The organism is Pseudoalteromonas sp. BZA4, assembly GCF_040104395.1.
Classification (GTDB): Bacteria; Pseudomonadota; Gammaproteobacteria; order Enterobacterales; family Alteromonadaceae; genus Pseudoalteromonas.
The window spans coordinates 207,371-228,244 of the sequence record NZ_JBECOT010000001.1 but is presented as its reverse complement, the minus strand read 5'-3'; the positions used below and the strand labels follow the sequence as shown (position 1 = coordinate 228,244).

Here is a 20,874-nt window from a genome sequence, read left to right as displayed (position 1 = left end):
TATAATGGCCTCAGATTAACGAGGAAGTTTTTTATGACCGAGCATCAAAATGTAGATAATGCAGAAATTGCAAAGTTTGAAGCCATCGCAGAACGTTGGTGGGACCGCGACGGAGAGTTCAAACCCCTTCATGAAATAAATCCTCTACGTTTGGATTTTGTCGCTGATAAAGTAGGCGGCTTATTTGATAAGGAAACCTTAGATGTTGGCTGTGGTGGCGGCATCTTAAGTGAAAGTATGGCGCGTATGGGCGCTAAAGTAACCGGCATCGATATGGGTCAAGAGCCACTCACCGTTGCTAAGTTACATAGTTTAGAAACAGGCGTACCTGTTGATTATATAAAAGTACCAGCAGAGCAATTTGCTGCTGAGCACCCTGCTCGCTTTGATGTAGTGACTTGTATGGAAATGCTTGAGCATGTTCCAGACCCTGCTTCAATTATTCGTGCTGTCGCTGAGCTTGCTAAACCGGGCGCTGATGTCTTCTTTTCAACATTAAATAAAACACCAAAAGCCTACTTGTTTGCTATTGTCGGTGCTGAAAAGCTTTTAAAGATGGTGCCAGAAGGTACTCATGACCATAAAAAGTTTATCAAACCTGCACAGCTTATTGCATGGGCAGAAGAAGCGGGATTAAAAGTACGCGCTAGTACTGGCCTTCACTATAACCCGTTTTCTAAGCAGTACAGCTTAAATGATGATGTAAGTGTTAATTACATCCTGCACTTTGAGAAACTAGCCTGATGAGTGGTGTGCAAGCACCCTCTATCGATTTTGATGCATTTATCTTTGATTTAGATGGCACACTACTCGATACCGCAGATGACTTAGGTGGTGCATTAAACCGAGTATTAGCAGATGCCAATGTGGCGCCTGTTGCTGAGCATGTTTATCGCCCTGCTGCTTCTAACGGTGCAAATGCATTATTAGAAGTGGGCTTTGGTGATAAATGGCCTGAACTTGAACAACTCGCCTTGCGCCAGCAGCTTCTTAACTACTACGCCGAAGATATTGCTGTGCACAGTAAATGCTTCAACGGCATAGAACAGCTTTTAATTGCACTTGAGCAAAACAATATTAAGTGGGGCATTATGACTAATAAGCCCGGCTTTTTAACTGAGCCCTTAGTGCAAGCTATTCCCTCTTTGCGTGATGCAAAAGCGGTTGTGAGTGGCGATACATTAGCTGTGTCAAAACCATCACCGGATCCACTATTACACACCGCTGAGATCTTAGACGTTGATCCGAGCCGTTGTTTGTATATCGGTGATGCTGAACGTGATATTCAAGCTGCAAAAGCGGCCAATATGTACAGCGCAACAGCGTTATGGGGTTATATACCCAGTGTAGATGCCGCACTTGGCTGGCAAGCGGATTTCAATTGGCAAACGCCGATTGATGGTTTTAACCATATATAGTGTTATTTGATAACTGAAACACCATATATTGTGATTTGATTTACTTTTGAGCATTCATTGATGATAAAAAAATCAGTCAAAATTTATTTTTAAAAACGGTAAATTTTCTGGATCTTTTGTTGATTTCTACAAATTTCGTCGTCTATGAATGTTCAAAGGTTAATGGTCACTAACACAATGCGTTTATCCAATAGTTATCCACAAAATGGGGCAATTCTATCCCTTGCAAAACAGCGCAGACCACACTATCTTGTGATCTGCAATTTAAACAACACCAGATATTGTGGCTAAATGTTATTCAATTAGATCACCCTGGCGTTTAATAATAATAATTACATAAAGAATACCTTTGTCTTTACAACTATAATTTCCCAAGGAATACAGGCAAAACTATGAACCAACAGCTATCTGTAAGCAAACGTGACGGCCGTAAAGAGTCACTTGATCTAGATAAGATCCATCGCGTAATCGCTTGGGCCGCAGAAGGTCTAGAGAATGTGTCTGTCTCACAAGTTGAATTAAAATCACATATTCAATTTTATGACGGCATTCGTACCGATGACATTCATGAAACAATCATCAAAGCTGCAGCTGATCAGATCTCTAAAGATACGCCTGATTACCAATACCTAGCTGCTCGCTTAGCTGTATTCCATTTACGTAAAAAAGCGTACGGTCAATTTGAGCCACCACGCTTATACGATCACATCACGAAATTAGTTGAAGACAAGCGTTATGATCAACACCTACTTGTTGACTATACCGAGCAAGAAATTGACGAGTTAGATGCTTACATTGATCACAACCGTGACTTAAACTTCAGCTATGCTGCTGTAAAGCAACTTGAAGGTAAGTATTTAGTTCAAAACCGTGTTACTGGTGAAATCTACGAAAGTGCACAGTTTTTATATATCTTAGTGGCTGCAAGCTTATTCTCTGATTATCCAAAAGAGACACGCCTTGATTACATCAAGCGTTTTTATGATGCAGTATCTACATTCAAAATTTCATTACCTACACCTATCATGGCTGGTGTACGTACCCCTACACGTCAGTTCAGCTCATGTGTACTTATTGAATGTGGTGATAGCCTAGATTCTATTAATGCAACATCGTCTGCGATTGTTAAATACGTTTCACAACGTGCGGGTATTGGTATTAATGCCGGTCGCATCCGTGCGCTTGGTAGCCCTATTCGTAACGGCGAAGCGTACCACACAGGTTGTATTCCGTTTTATAAGCACTTCCAAACAGCGGTTAAGAGCTGTTCACAAGGTGGTGTTCGTGGCGGCGCAGCAACGTTGTTCTACCCGCTTTGGCACTTAGAAGTTGAAAACCTACTTGTTCTTAAGAACAACCGTGGTGTTGATGATAACCGTGTACGTCACCTTGACTACGGTGTGCAGTTCAATAAATTAATGTATAGCCGTTTAATTAAAGACGATTACATCACATTATTTAGCCCTTCAGATGTACCAGGTCTATACGATGCGTTCTTTGAAGATCAAGCGAAGTTTGATGAGCTATACATCAAATACGAGCAAGACGAGTCAATTCGTAAAAAACGTATTAAGGCGATTGAGTTATTCTCAATGTTTGCACAAGAGCGTGCGAGCACAGGTCGTATCTACTTACAAAACGTTGACCACTGTAATACGCACAGCCCGTTCATCTCGACTGTGGCGCCAATTCGTCAATCTAACTTATGTTTAGAAATTGCATTACCAACTAAGCCACTTAGCAATGTAATGGACGAAGAAGGTGAAATTGCACTTTGTACGCTGTCGGCGTTTAACTTAGGTGCAATTGAATCACTTGACGAATTAGAAGAGCTTGCTGAACTTGCAGTACGTGCCCTTGATAACTTACTTGATTTCCAAGACTACCCAGTTCCTGCGGCTAAAAACGCGACCATGGGTCGTCGTACGCTAGGTATTGGTGTTATTAACTACGCGTACTACTTAGCGAAAAATGGTAAGCGTTACTCAGATGGCAGCGCAAATGCCCTAACTCACAAAACATTTGAAGCAATTCAATATTACCTAATGAAAGCATCAAATGAGTTAGCGAAAGAACGTGGTGCGTGTCCTAAATTTAACGAGACAACGTATTCTCAAGGCATTATGCCAACAGATACTTACAAACGTGACCTAGATCAGTTCTGTGAAGAGCCGCTTCACTTAGATTGGGATTCATTACGCGAAAGCATTAAAGAGCACGGTATGCGTAACTCAACGCTATCTGCCCTTATGCCTTCAGAGACATCATCGCAAATCTCTAACGCAACAAATGGTATTGAGCCACCACGTGGTCATATCAGCGTTAAAGCAAGTAAAGATGGTATCTTAAAGCAAGTAGTGCCAGATTATGAAAATCTGAAAGATAACTACGAGCTACTGTGGGATATTCCTTCAAACGATGGTTATCTACAACTTGTTGGTATTATGCAAAAATTCGTTGACCAAACGATCTCTGCAAACACTAACTATGATCCATCTAAGTACGAAGGCGGTAAAGTACCTATGAGGGTGCTATTAAAAGACCTACTGACTGCGTACAAACTTGGTGTTAAAACCCTGTACTATCACAACACACGTGATGGTGCATCAGACTCTCAAGATGAGTTAACGCCAGAGGTAGAAGATGACGGTTGTGCAGGCGGCGCTTGTAAAATCTAATTAAATTAATAACATAACAAAAGCGGGCTCATTAGCCCGCTTTGTCCTGACTGTTTTTTGAGAAATCACTATGTCATATACAACTTTTAGCCGAAATCATAATAACCAATTACAAGAACCGATGTTTTTCGGCCAAACGGTAAACGTGTCACGTTACGACCAACAAAAGTACCCTATCTTCGAAAAGCTAATTGAAAAGCAACTTTCGTTCTTTTGGCGTCCTGAAGAAGTTGATGTAAGTAAAGACCGTCTTGACTTCCAAGCGTTACCAGAGCACGAAAAGCACATCTTTTTAAGCAACTTAAAATATCAAACGCTACTTGATAGTGTGCAAGGTCGTTCACCTAACGTTGCGTTACTACCTATTGTGTCTATTCCTGAGCTAGAAACTTGGATTGAAACATGGGCATTTAGTGAAACCATTCACAGCCGTTCATACACACACATTATTCGTAACGTTACGCAATCTCCTGAACTTATCTTTGACGATATCGTAAGCAACGAGAAAATCAGTGAGCGTGCTGATGCGGTAACTAAGTATTACGATGATTTAATAAACATGATTTCTGTTTACAACCTATACGGTGAAGGTAAACATGTGATCAATGGTGAAGAAGTTAAAGTCAGCTTATTTGACCTTAAAAAGCAACTTTACCTAGCAATGATGTCGGTTAACATCCTAGAAGCGATTCGTTTCTATGTAAGCTTTGCTTGTTCATTTGCTTTCGCTGAGCGTGAATTAATGGAAGGTAATGCAAAAATCATCAAGCTAATCGCCCGTGATGAAGCGTTACACTTATCTGGTACACAGCACATCTTGAACATTATGCAAGAAGGTAAAGACGACCCAGAAATGGCAATCGTTGCAGCACAATGTCGTGAAGAAGCAATTCAGATGTTTGTTGAAGCAGCAGAACAAGAAAAAGATTGGGCAGAATACCTGTTCAAAGATGGTTCTATGATTGGTCTTAACAAAGATATCTTATGCCAATACGTTGAATACATCACTAATGCACGTATGACTGCAGTAGGCCTACCTGCACAGTTCGAAAGTAAGAGTAACCCTATTCCGTGGATCAACTCTTGGTTAGTATCAGACAATGTTCAAGTTGCTCCACAAGAAGCTGAAATCAGCTCTTACCTTGTTGGTCAAATTGACTCTCAAGTTGATGCATCTGACTTTGGTGACTTCGACCTGTAATGAGCTCAAACACCACTGCAGAGGTTATCCTTGCAGGAACAGACAGCCAGAATCTTGAATTTGATTCTGGCTGTTCATCTCTCCTTGAATGCCTAGAACAAAACAAAATAGATGTCCCCTACCAATGCCGTGAAGGTTATTGTGGCGCTTGCCGTGCAAAATTAGTCGAAGGTGATGTGAGCTACAATCAAGAGCCACTTGCTTTTGTTAGAGATGGCGAAGTATTGCTGTGTTGTAGTAAACCCAATGGGAAAGTAAAAATTGAGCTTTAATGCCAAATAAGCTCACTGGTTTGGTAGAAATTTTCTTTATCTGACACACTCACCATTTGCTGATCAATCGTAACATCCCACTGTAAGTTTTTAGTTAGATGACTCGCTAATTCCTCAATAAAATTGTTATCAAACGCAATTAAATGACCATTATTGATAAGTTCCAACTGGTGTTCATTTTCTTTAAGCCAATCGTTATTTAAGGTTGTCACGACCCATAGCTCATCAACCCGCTTAGCGATTTTGTTGAGCTGTAAAATATCAGGTTGGTCAACAGTAAGCCATGTTTGATAATGGTCATCAAGTGCTTTTATTGACACATCTGGTTCAGCATGACTGAACCTTGCATTCAATATGGCTGTTTCGTTGTGTGAAAATAAGCAATAACTTAAAAGCTTAAGTACAAAGTGTTGATAGCTTTCACGACGGTCACAAGCAGTGGTAAACACATCTTTGTGATTACGATGCTCTCTTAAATCAGCAATGGTAAAATTTGCTTTGAATACCCTATTTTTATCAGACATAAGATTTGGCCATCTCAGTGTAACAGTCTAAGTATAGTGTATGGTGTTAAAATCGCGACTTAAGGTAAAGTTATAGTATAACGTTATTGCAGTTAAAAAATTGCAGTGTTATATTATATCACCACACTCAACAACAAACTTAGAAGTAGTAATGATGAAACAAGTTTCAATTCTTTCTAGTGCTGTTGCCGCTGCGCTGTTTTCTCAATCAACAATGGCTGCTGTGATCACAGGTCAAGTATTAGATAAAAACCAACAACCTATCAGCAATGCTGAAATACATGTACACGGCAAATCACAAAGCGTTGTCACTGACAAACAAGGTCAGTTTAAAATTGATGTAGACAATAAAGGTCAGCTTCACATCAGTAAAAACAATTTCATCGATAAGCGTGTTGCTATTAATGGCGAAGACCAAAATGTTGTGGTTACGCTTACAGCAACATCAGTTGAAACTGTTGTTGTTTATGCATCAGCACTTCATAAAAATAGTCTTGAAATGATTTCGCCTGTGAATGTTTTAGCCGGTGATGAGTTAAAAGACAAAGCAAAACCGACATTAGGTGAAACACTAAAAGGTTTACCGGGCGTTAATGCTAGCTACTTTGGCCCAGTTTCATCAAGCCCAATAATTCGTGGTTTAGATGGTCCGCGTGTGAAGATCACCCAAAATGGCCTTGATAGCAGTGATGCATCACGTATTGGCCCTGACCACGCAACATCAAATGACAGCCTAGCAGCAGAGCAAATCGAAGTACTTCGCGGCCCTGCTACCCTACTTTATGGCTCTGGCGCTATCGGTGGTGTGGTGAACGTTGTTGATAACCGTATTCCTACCGATAACATCGAGTCTTTAACCGGTGCTGCACAATACACACACGATACAGTATCAAATACCAACACCTATGCTGCAAAACTTGAAACCGGTAGTGATGGTTTCAACTTCCATTTCGATGGAACAAAGCGCAAAGGTCACGATTATGACACGCCTAACTTTGAGCTTCCTGAGGAACATGAAGAGCACGAGGAGCATGAAGGTGAAGAGCATGAAGAACACGAAACAGCTAACAGCGTAGAAAACACCTTTATCGATAGCCAAACAGTTAACTTCGGTACTAGTTACGTGGGCGATCACCTGACGCTAGGTGTGTCATACGGCCGCATCGAAACAGATTACGGTATTCCTGCTCATGAGCATCATCATCATGAAGAGGAAGATCATGACGAACATGAAGTGGAAGAAGAGCACGAAGAATCAGTATTTGCGCAGCTAGAGCAAGACCGCTGGCAAGGTTACATGAGCTATGCACTTCATGATAACTGGATTGAAAATATCTCACTACGCGTTGGCTACACTGACTACAAACACGCTGAAATTGAAGATGGTGCAGTGGGCACAGTGTTTACAAACAAAACAACCGAAGCACGTGCAACCGTTGAGCACAAGTTAGGCCTTTGGCACGGTATGGCTGGTTTTCACTACACTGAGTCTGACTATGATGCAGATGGTGAAGAAGCCTTTACGCCAGCAAGTGTTACTAAAACAAACGCATTATTCGTTCTTGAAGAGCGCCAGTTTGGTGATGTGACCGTTGAGCTAGGTGCACGCCTTGAAGATTACCAAATCGACTCTGCTGTAAGCATGGCTGAGCACCATCATGATCACGATCATGAAGAGGAAGAAGAGCACCATGACGAAGAAGAAGCTGAAATCATTAACTATAGTGAAGATTTCACAAATCTAAGCTTATCTGCTGGTGCAATTTGGCAATATCAAGAAGGCCAAAGTGTTGCTTTGAGTGTATCTCGTTCAGAACGTGCGCCACTAAGTGCTGAATTACTATCAAACGGTGTTCATATTGCAACAGGTACTTATGAGCTAGGCCTTGGTTATCATATTGAAGACGGCGAAATTCATTTTGAGCCAGAAGATATCGAGCAAGAAACTGCAACGAACTTTGACTTAAGTTTCCGCCGCTTTATTGGTGACTTTGGTTACACAGTTAACTTCTTCTATAACGACATTGAAAACTATTACTACCAGCAAAATACCGGTTTAGTTTTTGATGAAGAGCATGGCTTAGAATCAGCAGCTGATGCAGGTGAAGATGCAATGGCGGTTTACCAATTCACAAGTAAAGATGCGAAATTATACGGTATTGAATTTGACGTACACTATCAAGTGACGCCAAGTGCGCTAGTTAAAGTGTTTGGTGATTCAACAACGGCTAAGCTAAAAGATGATGAAGGTTACTTACCTCGTATCCCTGCTAATAAACTGGGTTCTGAATTACAGTACACAGTGTCTGATTGGAAGTTTAGCCTAACCGGTACTCATTATTTTGAGCAGTCTGACATTACTGCTTACGAGACAAAAACTGACGGTTATACCCTGTTTGATGCATCAGCTAACTACCAACTTGACTTAGGTCCTGTTGATACACAGCTTTACATTAATGTTGACAACTTAACCGATGAACTTGGTTTCGTACACAGCTCATTCATTAAAGAAAAAGCGCCACTACCTGGTCGTAATTTCAGCTTGGGTATTCGCGGTTATTTCTAATCGCTTTTAATGGTGATAAAAAAACCCTTTCACTTTTAAAGTGAAAGGGTTTTTTATTAAGCTTAGAAACTAAATAAAATTAGCTATTAGCCCTTTTGTTCAATCTTAGCCCATGAATCACGAAGACCCACAGTTTGATTGAATACTAATGTTTCTGCTTTGCTATCACGACAGAAGTAACCTGTACGCTCAAACTGGAAGCCCTGCTCTGCTTGTGCATTTGCCAGTGACGGCTCAACTTTCGCATTTTCAAGAACCACAAGTGATTCAGGGTTTAGTGTTGCGTTAAAGTCTTCTGCTGCAGCTGGGTTTGGTACATTAAATAAACGGTCGTATAAACGAACTTCAGCTGTGATAGATTCACTTGCTGATACCCAGTGAATAACACCTTTAACCTTACGGCCATCACTTGGATTTTTACCCAGAGTTTCAGGATCGTAAGAGCAGAAAATAGTCGTAATTTCGCCGTTTTCGTCTTTTTCAACGCGCTCAGCTTTAATTACATACGCACCACGTAAACGTACTTCTTTATCAAGAACTAAACGCTTAAACTTATTGTTTGCTTCTTCACGGAAGTCTTCACGCTCGATATAAAGTTCACGAGTGAAAGGTACGTCACGGCGACCCATCTCTTCTTTATTCGGGTGATTAGCAACAGATAACGTCTCTACTTTATCTGCGTCATAGTTTTCGATAACAACCTTCACAGGATCAAGAACAGCCATTGCACGAGGTGCATGCTCATTTAGGTCTTCACGGATACAGGCTTCTAGCATACCCATTTCAACCATGTTCTCTTGTTTAGTGATACCGATACGAGAACAGAACTCACGTACTGATGCAGGTGTATAACCACGACGACGTAAACCAGCAATCGTTGGCATACGTGGGTCGTCCCAGCCTTCAACATGTCCATTTACCACTAAGTCGTTTAATTTACGCTTAGACATAATGGTGTACTCAAGATTTAATCGTGAGAACTCGATTTGTTGCGGATGACACTCAAGGCTGATGTTATCTAATACCCAATCGTATAAGCGACGGTTATCTTGGAACTCAAGCGTACATAATGAATGTGTAATACCTTCTAGCGCATCTGAAATACAGTGTGTGAAGTCGTACATTGGGTAAATGCACCACTTGTCACCTGTTTGGTGGTGATGAGCAAAACGAACACGGTAAATAATCGGATCACGCAGTACCATGAATGAGCTTGCCATATCGATTTTAGCACGCAGTACACACTCACCTTCTTTGAATTCACCATTACGCATTTTTTCAAATAGCGCTAGGTTTTCTTCAACTGGCGTATCACGATATGGGCTATTTTTACCTGGCTCTTTTAAAGTACCACGGTATTCACGGGCTTGATCTGGCGATAAGAAACACACATACGCTAGGCCTTTTTCGATAAGCTCAACAGCATAGCCGTATAAGGCATCGAAATAGTTAGATGAATACTTAATTTCACCATCCCACTGGAAACCTAACCACTGCACATCTTCTTTAATCGAATTTACGTAGTTGATGTCTTCTTTTTCTGGGTTCGTATCATCAAAACGTAAGTTACAAAGACCTTGATAATCTTGGGCGATACCAAAATTCAAACAAATAGACTTTGCATGACCAATGTGTAAAAAACCGTTTGGTTCTGGTGGAAAACGCGTGTGTGTAGTCGCATGCTTACCGCTTGCTAGATCTTCGTCGATACGCGTTCTAATAAAGTTACTTGGGCGATTCTCAATTTCCGCCATAGGAGCATAATCCTCTGAATATTGCATGGTGACAAAACTAATGCATTATTACAAAAACAAACCCTAACATACAGTGGTTGCATCATGTTTATTGAAGATATTACGTCGATTGTTAAATACATAGTTCACAGACTCGACAAAATCGGTAAAAAAATTGTTCTAACGCAATAAAATGATCATTGACTAGCGATATAGTGCCGTCAGTTTCACTACCAATAAGGAAAAAAGATGGCTTCGCTCAATCAACATCGAGTCTATATTCCAAGCTCAGCACGTGCAAACCAGTATGTGTTAGTTGAATTTAAACCTACTGATGAGTTTTTTGCCCAGTTCACCAATGTGAGCTGTGCTTATAAGCGTCTTGCAAGGGAGTTATTTGCACTATGTGATGAGTATGAATTACATAATGTACACCTAATCGCCAACGATAAACTGCCAGTGGTTCGTTACCATGATGAGGCATATAGCTTAGAAACCGCTAAGCAAATTTTGTTTTTCTATAACCCACAATACCATGAAGCACATAATGTATTTGCTGATGGTGAGCAAAAATGCAAAAAAATTCGTTTATTATTCTTAGCGACCGGTGAAGATATTCGCGCTCATGCGGCTAGTTTTCATCATAATGTGCAAAGAGTGATCAACTCACTACAAGAAAAACTACTAAGCGGCCAACCACCTCTTAAAATTCGTGACCACCAACATCTAACTTATGATTTATTTGCTAAAGCAAAAGGTCACAAAGAAAGCTATGGCTATAAATTACGTAGCTTGTATCCACGTTACCAGTCTCGCCAATGTCATTTACCAAATGAACACAGTGAGATGACATACGCTGGGTTTTCGATTCCAGTAACTCGCGCCATTAAAACGCAATTCCAGCATATGTTGAACGAAGAAAATTATACGCAGTTTTATCAATATATCTTTGATGCATTCAAACGAGCATGTGATAAACGCGGATTAACACTCGGCGCTTTTATCGCTAACGGTACCCGCCCTATTGTTCGTAATAGCAATATTGATAACGCACAAAGTAACAGCGAACTGCAAAAACTAACCTTTGATTGCAGCTCTGAGCAGGTGCAATTACAACAGTATTGGGATGCAGATCAACTTGTGGATTCGCTACATTTTGTGATTGCCGCAGCTGATAAAGACAAGCATGACATTGGTTATGGTAAGTTTATGAATCAAGTGCAAAGTGCGATAAATGAAGTTACCGACGAGCTGGCATTTAATCCAACTCGCCAAGATTTACGCGTGCGTTTTTATCAGCACATTAACTATCAATATTAAGAGTATACCCAAGCCCCCTCAAGATGCAGAATTCAGCGTTTCACAGGTGCTTAATATCAAGGCGTTACTTTGCAAGAATGGCAGTCCCTTTTAAGAAGTAACAACGATGAGAGTAAGTGCCTGTGAAGCGCCCAAAGGGTTGGTTTAAAAGCAATTTATACTGCGTTATTGATTTTAACAATAGAACCACTATTACTTGCAATCAATGCCTTGCCTAAATTGCTTTTAATTCCAACTGAAACTCGCACCCTGAGGATGTTTGGGTATATAAGAGGTGACGCATGCGTCACCTCTTATTACCTAGCTTAGTTAAATCTAGCCGCAATACTTTAGAGCGGCGTTCATGGTTATAAAGCGCTTTTTTCTTCGCAGGTAGTTCATCAACTGTCACTATTTCAAAGCTTTGCTCTAAAAACCAGTGAATGCTACGTGTAGTGAGTGCAAATAAATGCGAATAACCCGCACGTTTAGCCTTATTAATAATAAACCTCAGTAGATAACTGCCGCGATCGGCATCTCGGTACTGAGGGTGAACAGCCAAACTTGCAAACTCCCCTACTTGTTCATCAGCAAACGGATACAAAGCCGCACACGCTATAATAAGACCATCACGCTCAATAACCGTAAATTGTTCAATTTCGATTTCTAGCTGTTCACGAGAACGGCGCACCAAATAGCCTTGCTGTTCAAGGGGTCTTATAAGGTTAATGATTCCGGTAATATCAGCAATACTTGCACTTCGTAATTGCTCAGAGCTTTGTGGTGCGATTTGTGTACCAATACCATCTAAAGAGAACAGCTCTTGTAATAAGGCGCCATCTTCTTTGTAACTAACAAGATGGCAACGATGTACGCCACCTCGACAAGCATCAATTGCAGCTTGTAAGAATACGGTTGCGCTTACACATGAGTCAGGTTGCTTGCGATAGTTTACTAGTAGCTGCTCAGCTTCATTTGGCATTAGCTCTGCAATCGCCTCACCATTTTCATCCAAAATACCGGCTTCTTTACAAAAGCCAAGCATTTTATCGGCGCGTAGTTTGAGAGCTACTTGCGTAGCAATTTCTTCAGCAGTTAAGTTAAAACTTTCACCTGTGACAGATGCCGCTATTGGCCCAAGCAGAACAATTCCGTTGTTATCTAACTGGTGGCGAATACCCGCAACATCGATACGTCTCACTCTACCTGAATGATGATAGTCCACACCTTCATCAACACCTAAAGGCTGAGCAATAACAAAATTACCAGTCACCACATTTAAAAATGAGCCCGACATAGGTGTACTACTTAAAGACGTAGATAAACGCGCTGTTATATCGAACTGCATCGCACCCGCTACTTTTTTGATCACATCAAATGTTGCGTTATCAGTTACCCGTATCTCATTATGAAACTGACTAGTTATGCCAACTTGTTCAAGCGCTGCGTTAAACTGTGGGCGAGCACCAAACACTAAAACAATCTTAATACCAAGACTAGTTAATAGCGCGACATCGTTGATGATGCTGCGACAACCAGACTGATCGATCGCCTCTCCGCCAAGCATAACAACGAATGTTTTACCGCGGTGAGCATTAACGTATGGGGTTGACTGGCGAAATCCATCTACCAATTCTGTGGTACGCACGTAATATTTACCTTATTAAAGTCGAATGTTTTAATAAAAACAGATATACAAGCCACAAGTGTAGAGAATTTATATTCACAAATAAAGCATTATTATTCTTAATTTGTGATTGGAATTTTCTTGTAGGGAACAAAAAAGTGATAGATACAAAAAAGGCCCGCAAAAGCGAGCCTTTTTAAGAGATTAAAACTGATTACCAGCCTGTTTTCTCTTTAAGTGCAGCACCGATGTCAGCTAGTGAACGTACAGTTTTTACGCCAGCAGCTTCTAATGCAGCAAATTTCTCATCAGCAGTACCTTTACCGCCTGCGATGATTGCACCAGCGTGACCCATACGCTTACCTGGAGGTGCAGTAACACCCGCAATGTAAGAAACAACTGGTTTAGTCACGTTGTGCTTGATGTATTCTGCAGCTTCTTCTTCTGCAGTACCACCGATTTCACCGATCATAACGATAGCTTCAGTTTGCTCGTCTTTTTCGAACATTTCTAAAACGTCGATGAAGTTAGTGCCAGGGATTGGGTCACCACCGATACCAACACATGTTGATTGGCCGAAACCAGCGTCAGTAGTTTGCTTAACCGCTTCGTAAGTAAGAGTACCAGAACGTGATACGATACCAACTTTACCAGGCTTGTGGATGTGACCAGGCATGATACCGATCTTAGTTTCACCCGGAGTGATAACACCTGGGCAGTTAGGACCGATCATACGAACACCAGTTTGATCAAGCTTAACTTTAACGTCAACCATGTCTAGTGTTGGGATACCTTCAGTGATACAAACGATTAGCTCGATGCCAGCATCGATAGCTTCTAAGATTGCATCTTTACAGAAAGGTGCTGGTACGTAGATAACTGATGCAGTTGCGCCAGTTGCTTCAACAGCGTCACGTACAGTGTTGAATACTGGAAGACCAAGGTGCGTTTGACCGCCTTTACCTGGGCTTACACCACCAACCATTTGTGTACCGTACTCAAGCGCTTGCTCAGAGTGGAAAGTACCTTGGCCACCTGTGAAACCTTGACAGATAACTTTTGTATCTTTATTGATTAATACAGACATTATTTGCCCTCCGCAGCAGCAACAACTTTTTCAGCTGCGTCTGTTAGTGATTCAGCAGCGATGATGTTAAGGTCAGACTTAGCTAGTACTTCACGACCAAGTTCAGCGTTAGTACCTTCTAAACGTACAACTACAGGAACGTTAACACCTACTTCTTTAACTGCGCCGATGATACCTTCTGCGATCATGTCACAACGTACGATACCACCAAAGATGTTAACTAAAACAGCTTTAACGTTGTCGTCAGATAAGATGATCTTGAATGCTTCAGATACACGCTCTTTAGTTGCACCGCCACCAACATCTAGGAAGTTAGCTGGCTTGCCACCGTGTAGGTTTACGATGTCCATAGTACCCATTGCTAGGCCTGCACCGTTAACCATACAACCAACGTTACCGTCTAGTGCAACGTAGTTAAGCTCGAAGCTTGCAGCGTGAGCTTCACGCGCATCTTCTTGTGAAGGATCGTGCATTTCACGGATTTTAGGTTGACGGTAAAGCGCGTTACCATCTACACCGATTTTACCGTCTAGACAGTGAAGGTTACCTTCGTCTGTGATTACTAGCGGGTTGATTTCTAATAGAGCGAAATCGAAATCGTTGAACATGTTAGCAAGACCCATGAAGATCTTAACGAACTGTTTCATTTGAGTAGGGTTTAAACCTAGTTTGAAGCCTAACTCACGAGCTTGGTAAGCTTGAGGACCAACTAGTGGATCGATCTCAGCTTTGTGAATTAGTTCTGGAGTTTCTTCTGCAACTTGCTCGATTTCAACACCACCTTCAGTAGATGCCATGAAAACAACTTTACGAGAAGCACGATCTACTACAGCGCCAAGGTATAATTCGTTAGCGATGTCAGTGCAGCTTTCAACAAGAATTTTTGATACTGGCTGACCATTTTCGTCTGTTTGGTAAGTAACTAAGTTTTTACCTAACCAGTTCGCAGCGAACTCTTTAACTTCGTCAGTTGTTTTAACTAGCTTAACACCGCCAGCTTTACCACGGCCACCTGCGTGAACCTGTGTTTTAACAACCCACATATCACCGCCGATTTTCTCAGCAGCTGCTGCAGCTTCTTCAGGTGTATCGCAAGCGAAACCTTGAGAAACTGGTAAACCATATTCGGCAAAAAGTTGTTTTGCCTGATACTCATGCAAATTCATGATGCTTTATCCAATTTTTTATACTAAAAGAGCTGAATATTTATGCAAAATAAACAGCTATCCCAAATTGCGCACTTAGTATAAATCCCAAGGCTCCACATGAAAACCCCAGTTAGACCAAAGGCGCAAAAAAAAAGCTGTGAACGAGGTTCACAGCTTAGTTTTCATACAACCAGATTAAACATCTAGTAGTAAACGAGTCGGATCTTCAAGTAACTCTTTAATTGTTACTAAGAAACCTACTGATTCTTTACCATCGATTTGGCGGTGATCATAAGATAACGCTAAGTACATCATTGGTAAGATTTCAACTTTACCATTTACAGCCATAGGACGCTCTTGGATTTTGTGCATACCTAAAATTGAAGACTGTGGTAAGTTGATGATTGGTGTAGATAGTAATGAACCGAATACACCACCGTTAGTGATAGTGAAGTTACCACCTGTCATATCATCAAGTGATAATTTACCGTCACGACCTTTAAGCGCTAGCTCACGGATACCTTTTTCGATTTCAGCAACTGATAGCTTGTCACAGTCTTTAAGAACTGGAGTAACAAGACCACGTGGTGTAGAAACCGCGATGCTGATGTCGAAGTAGTTGTGATAAACAATATCATCACCGTCGATAGACGCATTTACTTCAGGGAAACGCTTAAGTGCTTCAGTAACTGCTTTCACGTAGAAAGACATGAAGCCTAAACGGATACCGTGACGCTTTTCGAATACTTCTTGGTACTGCTTACGAAGGTCCATGATTGGCTTCATGTTAACTTCGTTGAAAGTCGTTAACATTGCCGTTGAGTTTTTCGCTTCAAGAAGACGATTAGCGATTGTTTTACGTAAACGAGTCATAGGAACACGTTTTTGTGTACGGTCACCCATAGGTGCTGCTGGCGCTGATACTTCTGCTTTAGGCGCTGCTGCCGGTGCTTTTAAGAATGTATCAACATCTTCTTTAGTTACACGGCCATTTTTGCCAGTACCTTTAATTTTTGATGCATCAAGGCCTTTCTCAGCGATTAAACGACGAACTGACGGCGTTAACACGTCAGAGCTGTCATTTGATTCGCTTGCTGGTGCTGCTTCAGCTTTAGGAGCTGCTGCTGCCGGTGCTGCACCCGCTTTAACTGTACCAATAACTTGCTCACCAAGTACTGTTTCGCCTTCAGCGTGAATGTGCTCACCCATGATACCGTCTTCTTGAGCAACAACTTCAAGAACAACTTTATCAGTTTCGATGTCAACAAGGTTTTGGTCGCGTGTTACCGCTTCACCTGGTTGAACGTGCCAAGTAGCAATTGTCGCGTCTGCGACTGATTCTGGAAGTACAGGTACTTTAATGTCCACTTCTTTACCTTCTGATGCTGGTGCTGATTGCGCCGCTGGCGCGTCTTCTGATTTAGCTGGTGCTGATTCGTCACTTGCTGGTGCAGCATCTGCATCACCAAGTAATGCAATTACTTGTTCGCCAAGTACCGTTGCACCTTCTTCTTGTGAAATTTCAGTGATTACACCGTCATTTGGTGCAACAACTTCTAAAACAACTTTATCTGTTTCGATATCTACTAAGTTTTGGTCGCGGCTTACTTTGTCGCCAACACTTACGTGCCATGTTGCAACAGTAGCATCAGCAACCGACTCAGGAAGTACAGGAACTTTAATTTCTGTGCTCATTGCTTATCCTTTCTTTTCAATAGTAAGCGCATCTGCAACGAGCGCTTGTTGTTCTTTATTATGCACTGACATGTAACCACACGCTGGTGATGCTGATGCTTTACGACCTGCGTAAGTTAATTTAGCACCGGCTGGGATTGCATCAACAAAGTGGTGTTGAGAACAATACCATGCACCTTGGTTTTGTGGCTCTTCTTGACACCAAACAAAATCTTTAACGTGTTGGTAACGCTGCATGATTGTATCCATCTCAGCGTGTGGGAATGGATATAATTGTTCTACACGAACAATAGCAATGTTATTTAATTCTTGCTTACGACGCTCTTGTAGTAGCTCGTAGTAAACTTTACCGCTACAGAATACAACGCGTTCTACTTTCTCTGCAGCAATATCATCGATTTCATCGATCATATTGTGGAATACACCTTCAGATAACTCTTCAAGTGTAGATGTTGCCAACGGGTGACGAAGTAGCGACTTAGGCGTCATAACAATCAATGGACGACGAAGTGGACGTACTGATTGACGACGAAGCATTGCATAAACTTGCGCAGGTGTTGAAGGAACACATACTTGCATGTTGTGATCAGCACACAACTGTAAGAAACGCTCTAAACGTGCCGAGCTATGCTCAGGACCTTGACCTTCATAACCGTGTGGAAGTAAACATGTAAGACCACATAAACGGCCCCACTTCTGCTCACCTGAACTTAAGAATTGGTCAAATACAACTTGTGCACCGTTAGCGAAGTCACCAAATTGTGCTTCCCACATTACAAGTGACGTAGGTTCAGCTGTTGCGTAACCATATTCAAATGCAAGTACCGCTTCTTCAGAAAGAACTGAGTCATACACTTCAAATGCGCCTTGCTTTTCGCTGATATTTTGCAGCGGCAAGTATGTTGATGCATCTTTTTGGTTATGAACAACAGCATGACGGTGGAAGAATGTACCACGGCCTGAATCTTGACCTGTTAAACGGATATCTGTACCTGCATCAACAAGGGTTGCATAAGCAAGTGTTTCAGCCATACCCCAGTCAAGTGGTTTTTCACCTGTCGCCATTAGCTTACGGTCGTCGTAGATTTTCTTAACGCGCGACTGTGCTTTGTGACTTTCTGGGAAGCTTGCTACTTTTTCGCCAAGCTCTTTTAACTTCTCAACCGATACTGTTGCATCGTACTCAACATCCCAATCGTGACCAACAAACTTAGCCCAATCAGAAGAGTGCGATGTTTCTAGTTGAATTTCTTCAACAACACAGTTGCCTTTGTCTAAACCGTTACGGTAATCATCAGCAAGTGCTTTTACTTCATTTTCTGAGAATGAACCTTCAGCAACTAATTGGTCTGCGTAAATTAGACGAGGTACTGGATGCTTTTTGATCTTTTGGTACATAAGTGGTTGAGTCGCGTTCGGCTCATCCGCTTCGTTATGACCATGACGGCGATAACATACTAAATCAATCACTACATCACGTTTAAACTGGTTTCTGAAATCAAGTGCGATTTGAGTAACAAATGCAACCGCTTCAGGGTCGTCAGAGTTAACGTGGAAAATTGGTGCCTGAACCATTTTCGCAATATCAGTACAGTATGGTGTAGAACGTACATCAGACTGTTTAGACGTTGTAAAACCAACTTGGTTATTGACAACGATACGGATACTACCACCACAACTAAATGCATTAGTTTGCGATAAGTTAAATGTTTCTTGTACAACACCTTGACCTGCGATTGCAGAGTCACCGTGAATAGTAATTGGTAATGCTTTAATACCTGACTTATCACCTAGACGGTCTAGACGAGCACGTACCGACCCCATAACCACTGGGTTAACGATTTCTAAGTGAGACGGGTTAAATGCAAGTGCCATGTGCACGTTGCCACCGTTAGTTGCAAAGTCAGATGAATAACCCATGTGATATTTAACATCACCTGAGCCTAATGTGTCTTTGTGTTTACCAGCGAACTCATCGAATAATTCTGATGGGTTTTTACCTAAAACGTTCACTAGTACGTTCAAGCGACCGCGGTGAGCCATACCAATAACAGCTTCTTTTTGTCCGCTTTCACCTGCACGATGAATTAGTTCTTTAAGCATTGGTACTAATGCGTCACCACCTTCAAGTGAGAAACGTTTTGCACCAGGGAACTTAGCCCCTAAATATTTTTCAAGGCCATCTGCAGCTGTTAATCCTTTAAGGATACGTAGCTTTTCTTCTTTAGAGAACGTTGGACGTGATTGCACTGATTCTAAACGTTGTTGTAACCAACGTTTTTCTTCAGTTGAAGTGATGTGCATATACTCAGCACCTACCGACCCACAGTAAGTCGTTTTGAGTGCTTGATATAGCTCACCTAATGGCATGGTTTCGCGACCGACAGCAAACGAACCCACATTGAATTCACGGTCAAAATCAGCTTCAGATAAATCGTGGTACTCTAATTCTAGATCACGAACACGTTCGCGTTGCCAAATACCTAATGGATCTAGGTTGGCATTTTGGTGACCACGGAAACGGAAAGCATTAATAAGTTGTAGCACTTTGACCTGTTTAGGATCGCCAGAGCCACCCTCTGCTACCACTACTTCTCTATGCTTGTTTTTAGCAAGCTGTGCAAATTGTGAACGAACTTCAGAATGTTTAACGTCAACATCCACACCATCAACTTTTGGTAATTGTTCGAACACTTCTCGCCATTCTTCTGGCACAGAAGTCGCATCATCTAAGTACGCTTCATAAAGCTCTTCTACGTAAGCAACGTTACCGCCGTTTAAGTGAGAAGATTCTAGCCATGCCTTCATCACACCTTCGTGCATTTATAAGCCCTTTTCTTTAGCGCAGAAATTAATTGTTGTAAAAACAAGGTGGTTAATCACTTAACCACCTTACATATTCAAGCTTTAAACAGCGCGGTTTAAAAGCATTGATTTGATTTGTCCAATTGCTTTGGTCGGGTTAAGACCTTTTGGACACACGCTAACACAGTTCATGATACTGTGACAACGGAACACGCTGAACGCATCGTCAAGGTCAGCAAGACGCTCTTCAGTAGCTGTATCGCGGCTATCAGCCAAGAAACGATACGCATGAAGAAGACCCGCAGGACCGATGAACTTGTCTGGATTCCACCAGAACGAAGGACACGATGTTGAACAACATGCACATAAGATACACTCATATAAGCCATCTAACTTATCACGTTCTTCGATTGACTGAAGACGCTCACCCGCCGCAGGCGTGTCGTTGATTAGGTAAGGCTTAACTTTTTCGTATTGAGTGTAGAACTGACTCATGTCAATAACAAGGTCACGTACCACAGGTAAACCTGGTAAAGGACGAATTACGATTTTACCTTTGCCACCTTTTAGTAGCGTTGATAAAGGAGTAATACACGCTAAACCGTTTTTACCATTCATGTTGATACCGTCAGAACCACACACACCTTCACGGCATGAACGACGGAATGATAATGTTGGATCTTGCTCTTTTAATTGCATAAGCGCATCCAATACCATCATATCTTGGCCTTCTTGCGTTTCTAGCGAGAAGTCCTGCATACGTGGTGCATTATCAACATCTGGATTGTAACGATAAACCGAAAATTGTACTTGTGCCATCG

General features: G+C 41.6%; 15 protein-coding genes. 7 read left to right on the top strand and 8 right to left on the bottom strand.

The window, feature by feature from the left end; translation table 11 throughout:
• Window positions 1-33: 33 nt before the first annotated feature.
• The 5 genes from ubiG to yfaE all read left to right on the top strand — a co-directional run bounded on the left by ubiG (window position 34) and on the right by yfaE (window position 5,569).
• On the top strand, window positions 34-744 hold the full coding sequence (ubiG, locus tag ABMY41_RS00940; RefSeq protein WP_058585083.1) for a bifunctional 2-polyprenyl-6-hydroxyphenol methylase/3-demethylubiquinol 3-O-methyltransferase UbiG: 711 nt from the start codon (window positions 34-36) through the stop codon (window positions 742-744).
• Window positions 744-1,418 carry an HAD-IA family hydrolase gene (locus tag ABMY41_RS00935; RefSeq protein WP_287242946.1) on the top strand — a complete coding sequence of 225 codons (675 nt, stop codon included), beginning with the start codon at window positions 744-746 and terminating at the stop codon, window positions 1,416-1,418. Before ubiG ends, ABMY41_RS00935 begins: the two co-directional genes overlap by 1 nt.
• Before the next feature lie 392 nt (window positions 1,419-1,810).
• Complete coding sequence (nrdA, locus tag ABMY41_RS00930) at window positions 1,811-4,096, top strand: class 1a ribonucleoside-diphosphate reductase subunit alpha (RefSeq protein WP_289096567.1); 2,286 nt, start codon at window positions 1,811-1,813, stop codon at window positions 4,094-4,096.
• A gap of 70 nt (window positions 4,097-4,166) precedes the next feature.
• Entirely contained in the window at window positions 4,167-5,297 is a 1,131-nt protein-coding gene (gene nrdB / locus ABMY41_RS00925) for a class Ia ribonucleoside-diphosphate reductase subunit beta (RefSeq protein ID WP_054551358.1), read from the top strand.
• Window positions 5,297-5,569 carry a class I ribonucleotide reductase maintenance protein YfaE gene (gene yfaE, locus ABMY41_RS00920; RefSeq protein WP_175078369.1) on the top strand — a complete coding sequence of 91 codons (273 nt, stop codon included), beginning with the start codon at window positions 5,297-5,299 and terminating at the stop codon, window positions 5,567-5,569. Before nrdB ends, yfaE begins: the two co-directional genes overlap by 1 nt.
• Here yfaE and ABMY41_RS00915 read toward each other — a convergent pair.
• Window positions 5,566-6,093, bottom strand: a complete 528-nt coding sequence (locus ABMY41_RS00915) for a YaeQ family protein (protein WP_349273939.1) — start codon at window positions 6,091-6,093, stop codon at window positions 5,566-5,568. The two genes, yfaE and ABMY41_RS00915, sit on opposite strands and share 4 nt — an antisense overlap.
• Window positions 6,094-6,247: 154 nt before the next feature.
• Between ABMY41_RS00915 and ABMY41_RS00910 the strand changes: the two genes are divergently transcribed.
• Complete coding sequence (locus tag ABMY41_RS00910; protein ID WP_349273949.1) at window positions 6,248-8,659, top strand: TonB-dependent receptor; 2,412 nt, start codon at window positions 6,248-6,250, stop codon at window positions 8,657-8,659.
• 86 nt (window positions 8,660-8,745) lie between these two features.
• Here ABMY41_RS00910 and glnS read toward each other — a convergent pair whose 3' ends face one another.
• Window positions 8,746-10,413 (bottom strand): glutamine--tRNA ligase, encoded by a 1,668-nt coding sequence (gene glnS, locus ABMY41_RS00905; RefSeq protein ID WP_251599260.1) that lies wholly within the window; start codon window positions 10,411-10,413, stop codon window positions 8,746-8,748.
• A gap of 228 nt (window positions 10,414-10,641) precedes the next feature.
• Here glnS and ABMY41_RS00900 point away from each other — a divergent pair, with 228 nt between their 5' ends.
• Complete coding sequence (locus ABMY41_RS00900; RefSeq protein WP_054561563.1) at window positions 10,642-11,712, top strand: DUF3083 family protein; 1,071 nt, start codon at window positions 10,642-10,644, stop codon at window positions 11,710-11,712.
• 286 nt (window positions 11,713-11,998) lie between these two features.
• Here ABMY41_RS00900 and argA read toward each other — a convergent pair whose 3' ends face one another.
• The 6 genes from argA to ABMY41_RS00870 form a co-directional block, all read right to left on the bottom strand.
• Window positions 11,999-13,339 carry an amino-acid N-acetyltransferase gene (gene argA, locus ABMY41_RS00895; RefSeq protein ID WP_349273936.1) on the bottom strand — a complete coding sequence of 447 codons (1,341 nt, stop codon included), beginning with the start codon at window positions 13,337-13,339 and terminating at the stop codon, window positions 11,999-12,001.
• 193 nt (window positions 13,340-13,532) lie between these two features.
• A complete protein-coding gene (gene sucD, locus ABMY41_RS00890) occupies window positions 13,533-14,405 on the bottom strand; it encodes a succinate--CoA ligase subunit alpha (protein ID WP_175082007.1) in 873 nt (290 codons plus the stop codon).
• Entirely contained in the window at window positions 14,405-15,571 is a 1,167-nt protein-coding gene (gene sucC, locus ABMY41_RS00885; RefSeq protein ID WP_175082008.1) for an ADP-forming succinate--CoA ligase subunit beta, read from the bottom strand. Before sucC ends, sucD begins: the two co-directional genes overlap by 1 nt.
• Window positions 15,572-15,748: 177 nt before the next feature.
• Window positions 15,749-17,248: a 2-oxoglutarate dehydrogenase complex dihydrolipoyllysine-residue succinyltransferase gene (odhB, locus tag ABMY41_RS00880; protein ID WP_349273934.1), complete on the bottom strand. Its 1,500-nt coding sequence runs from the start codon at window positions 17,246-17,248 to the stop codon at window positions 15,749-15,751.
• A gap of 3 nt (window positions 17,249-17,251) precedes the next feature.
• On the bottom strand, window positions 17,252-20,071 hold the full coding sequence (locus ABMY41_RS00875; protein ID WP_349273933.1) for a 2-oxoglutarate dehydrogenase E1 component: 2,820 nt from the start codon (window positions 20,069-20,071) through the stop codon (window positions 17,252-17,254).
• Window positions 20,072-20,155: 84 nt separating this feature from the next.
• Window positions 20,156-20,872 carry a succinate dehydrogenase iron-sulfur subunit gene (locus tag ABMY41_RS00870; RefSeq protein ID WP_054551369.1) on the bottom strand — a complete coding sequence of 239 codons (717 nt, stop codon included), beginning with the start codon at window positions 20,870-20,872 and terminating at the stop codon, window positions 20,156-20,158.
• Between the last annotated feature and the right edge of the window lie 2 nt (window positions 20,873-20,874).

Bases quoted from the DNA above. Each gene is read 5' to 3' on its own strand.
- odhB (WP_349273934.1), bottom strand. From the start codon at position 17,248: ATGAGCACAGAAATTAAAGTTCCTGTACTTCCTGAGTCGGTTGCTGAT.
- ABMY41_RS00900 (WP_054561563.1), top strand. From the start codon at position 10,642: ATGGCTTCGCTCAATCAACATCGAGTCTATATTCCAAGCTCAGCACGT.
- ABMY41_RS00870 (WP_054551369.1), bottom strand. From the start codon at position 20,872: ATGGCACAAGTACAATTTTCGGTTTATCGTTACAATCCAGATGTTGAT.
- glnS (WP_251599260.1), bottom strand. From the start codon at position 10,413: ATGGCGGAAATTGAGAATCGCCCAAGTAACTTTATTAGAACGCGTATC.
- nrdB (WP_054551358.1), top strand. From the start codon at position 4,167: ATGTCATATACAACTTTTAGCCGAAATCATAATAACCAATTACAAGAA.
- sucC (WP_175082008.1), bottom strand. From the start codon at position 15,571: ATGAATTTGCATGAGTATCAGGCAAAACAACTTTTTGCCGAATATGGT.
- ABMY41_RS00915 (WP_349273939.1), bottom strand. From the start codon at position 6,093: ATGTCTGATAAAAATAGGGTATTCAAAGCAAATTTTACCATTGCTGAT.
- nrdA (WP_289096567.1), top strand. From the start codon at position 1,811: ATGAACCAACAGCTATCTGTAAGCAAACGTGACGGCCGTAAAGAGTCA.
- sucD (WP_175082007.1), bottom strand. From the start codon at position 14,405: ATGTCTGTATTAATCAATAAAGATACAAAAGTTATCTGTCAAGGTTTC.
- ubiG (WP_058585083.1), top strand. From the start codon at position 34: ATGACCGAGCATCAAAATGTAGATAATGCAGAAATTGCAAAGTTTGAA.
- ABMY41_RS00935 (WP_287242946.1), top strand. From the start codon at position 744: ATGAGTGGTGTGCAAGCACCCTCTATCGATTTTGATGCATTTATCTTT.
- yfaE (WP_175078369.1), top strand. From the start codon at position 5,297: ATGAGCTCAAACACCACTGCAGAGGTTATCCTTGCAGGAACAGACAGC.
- ABMY41_RS00910 (WP_349273949.1), top strand. From the start codon at position 6,248: ATGAAACAAGTTTCAATTCTTTCTAGTGCTGTTGCCGCTGCGCTGTTT.
- ABMY41_RS00875 (WP_349273933.1), bottom strand. From the start codon at position 20,071: ATGCACGAAGGTGTGATGAAGGCATGGCTAGAATCTTCTCACTTAAAC.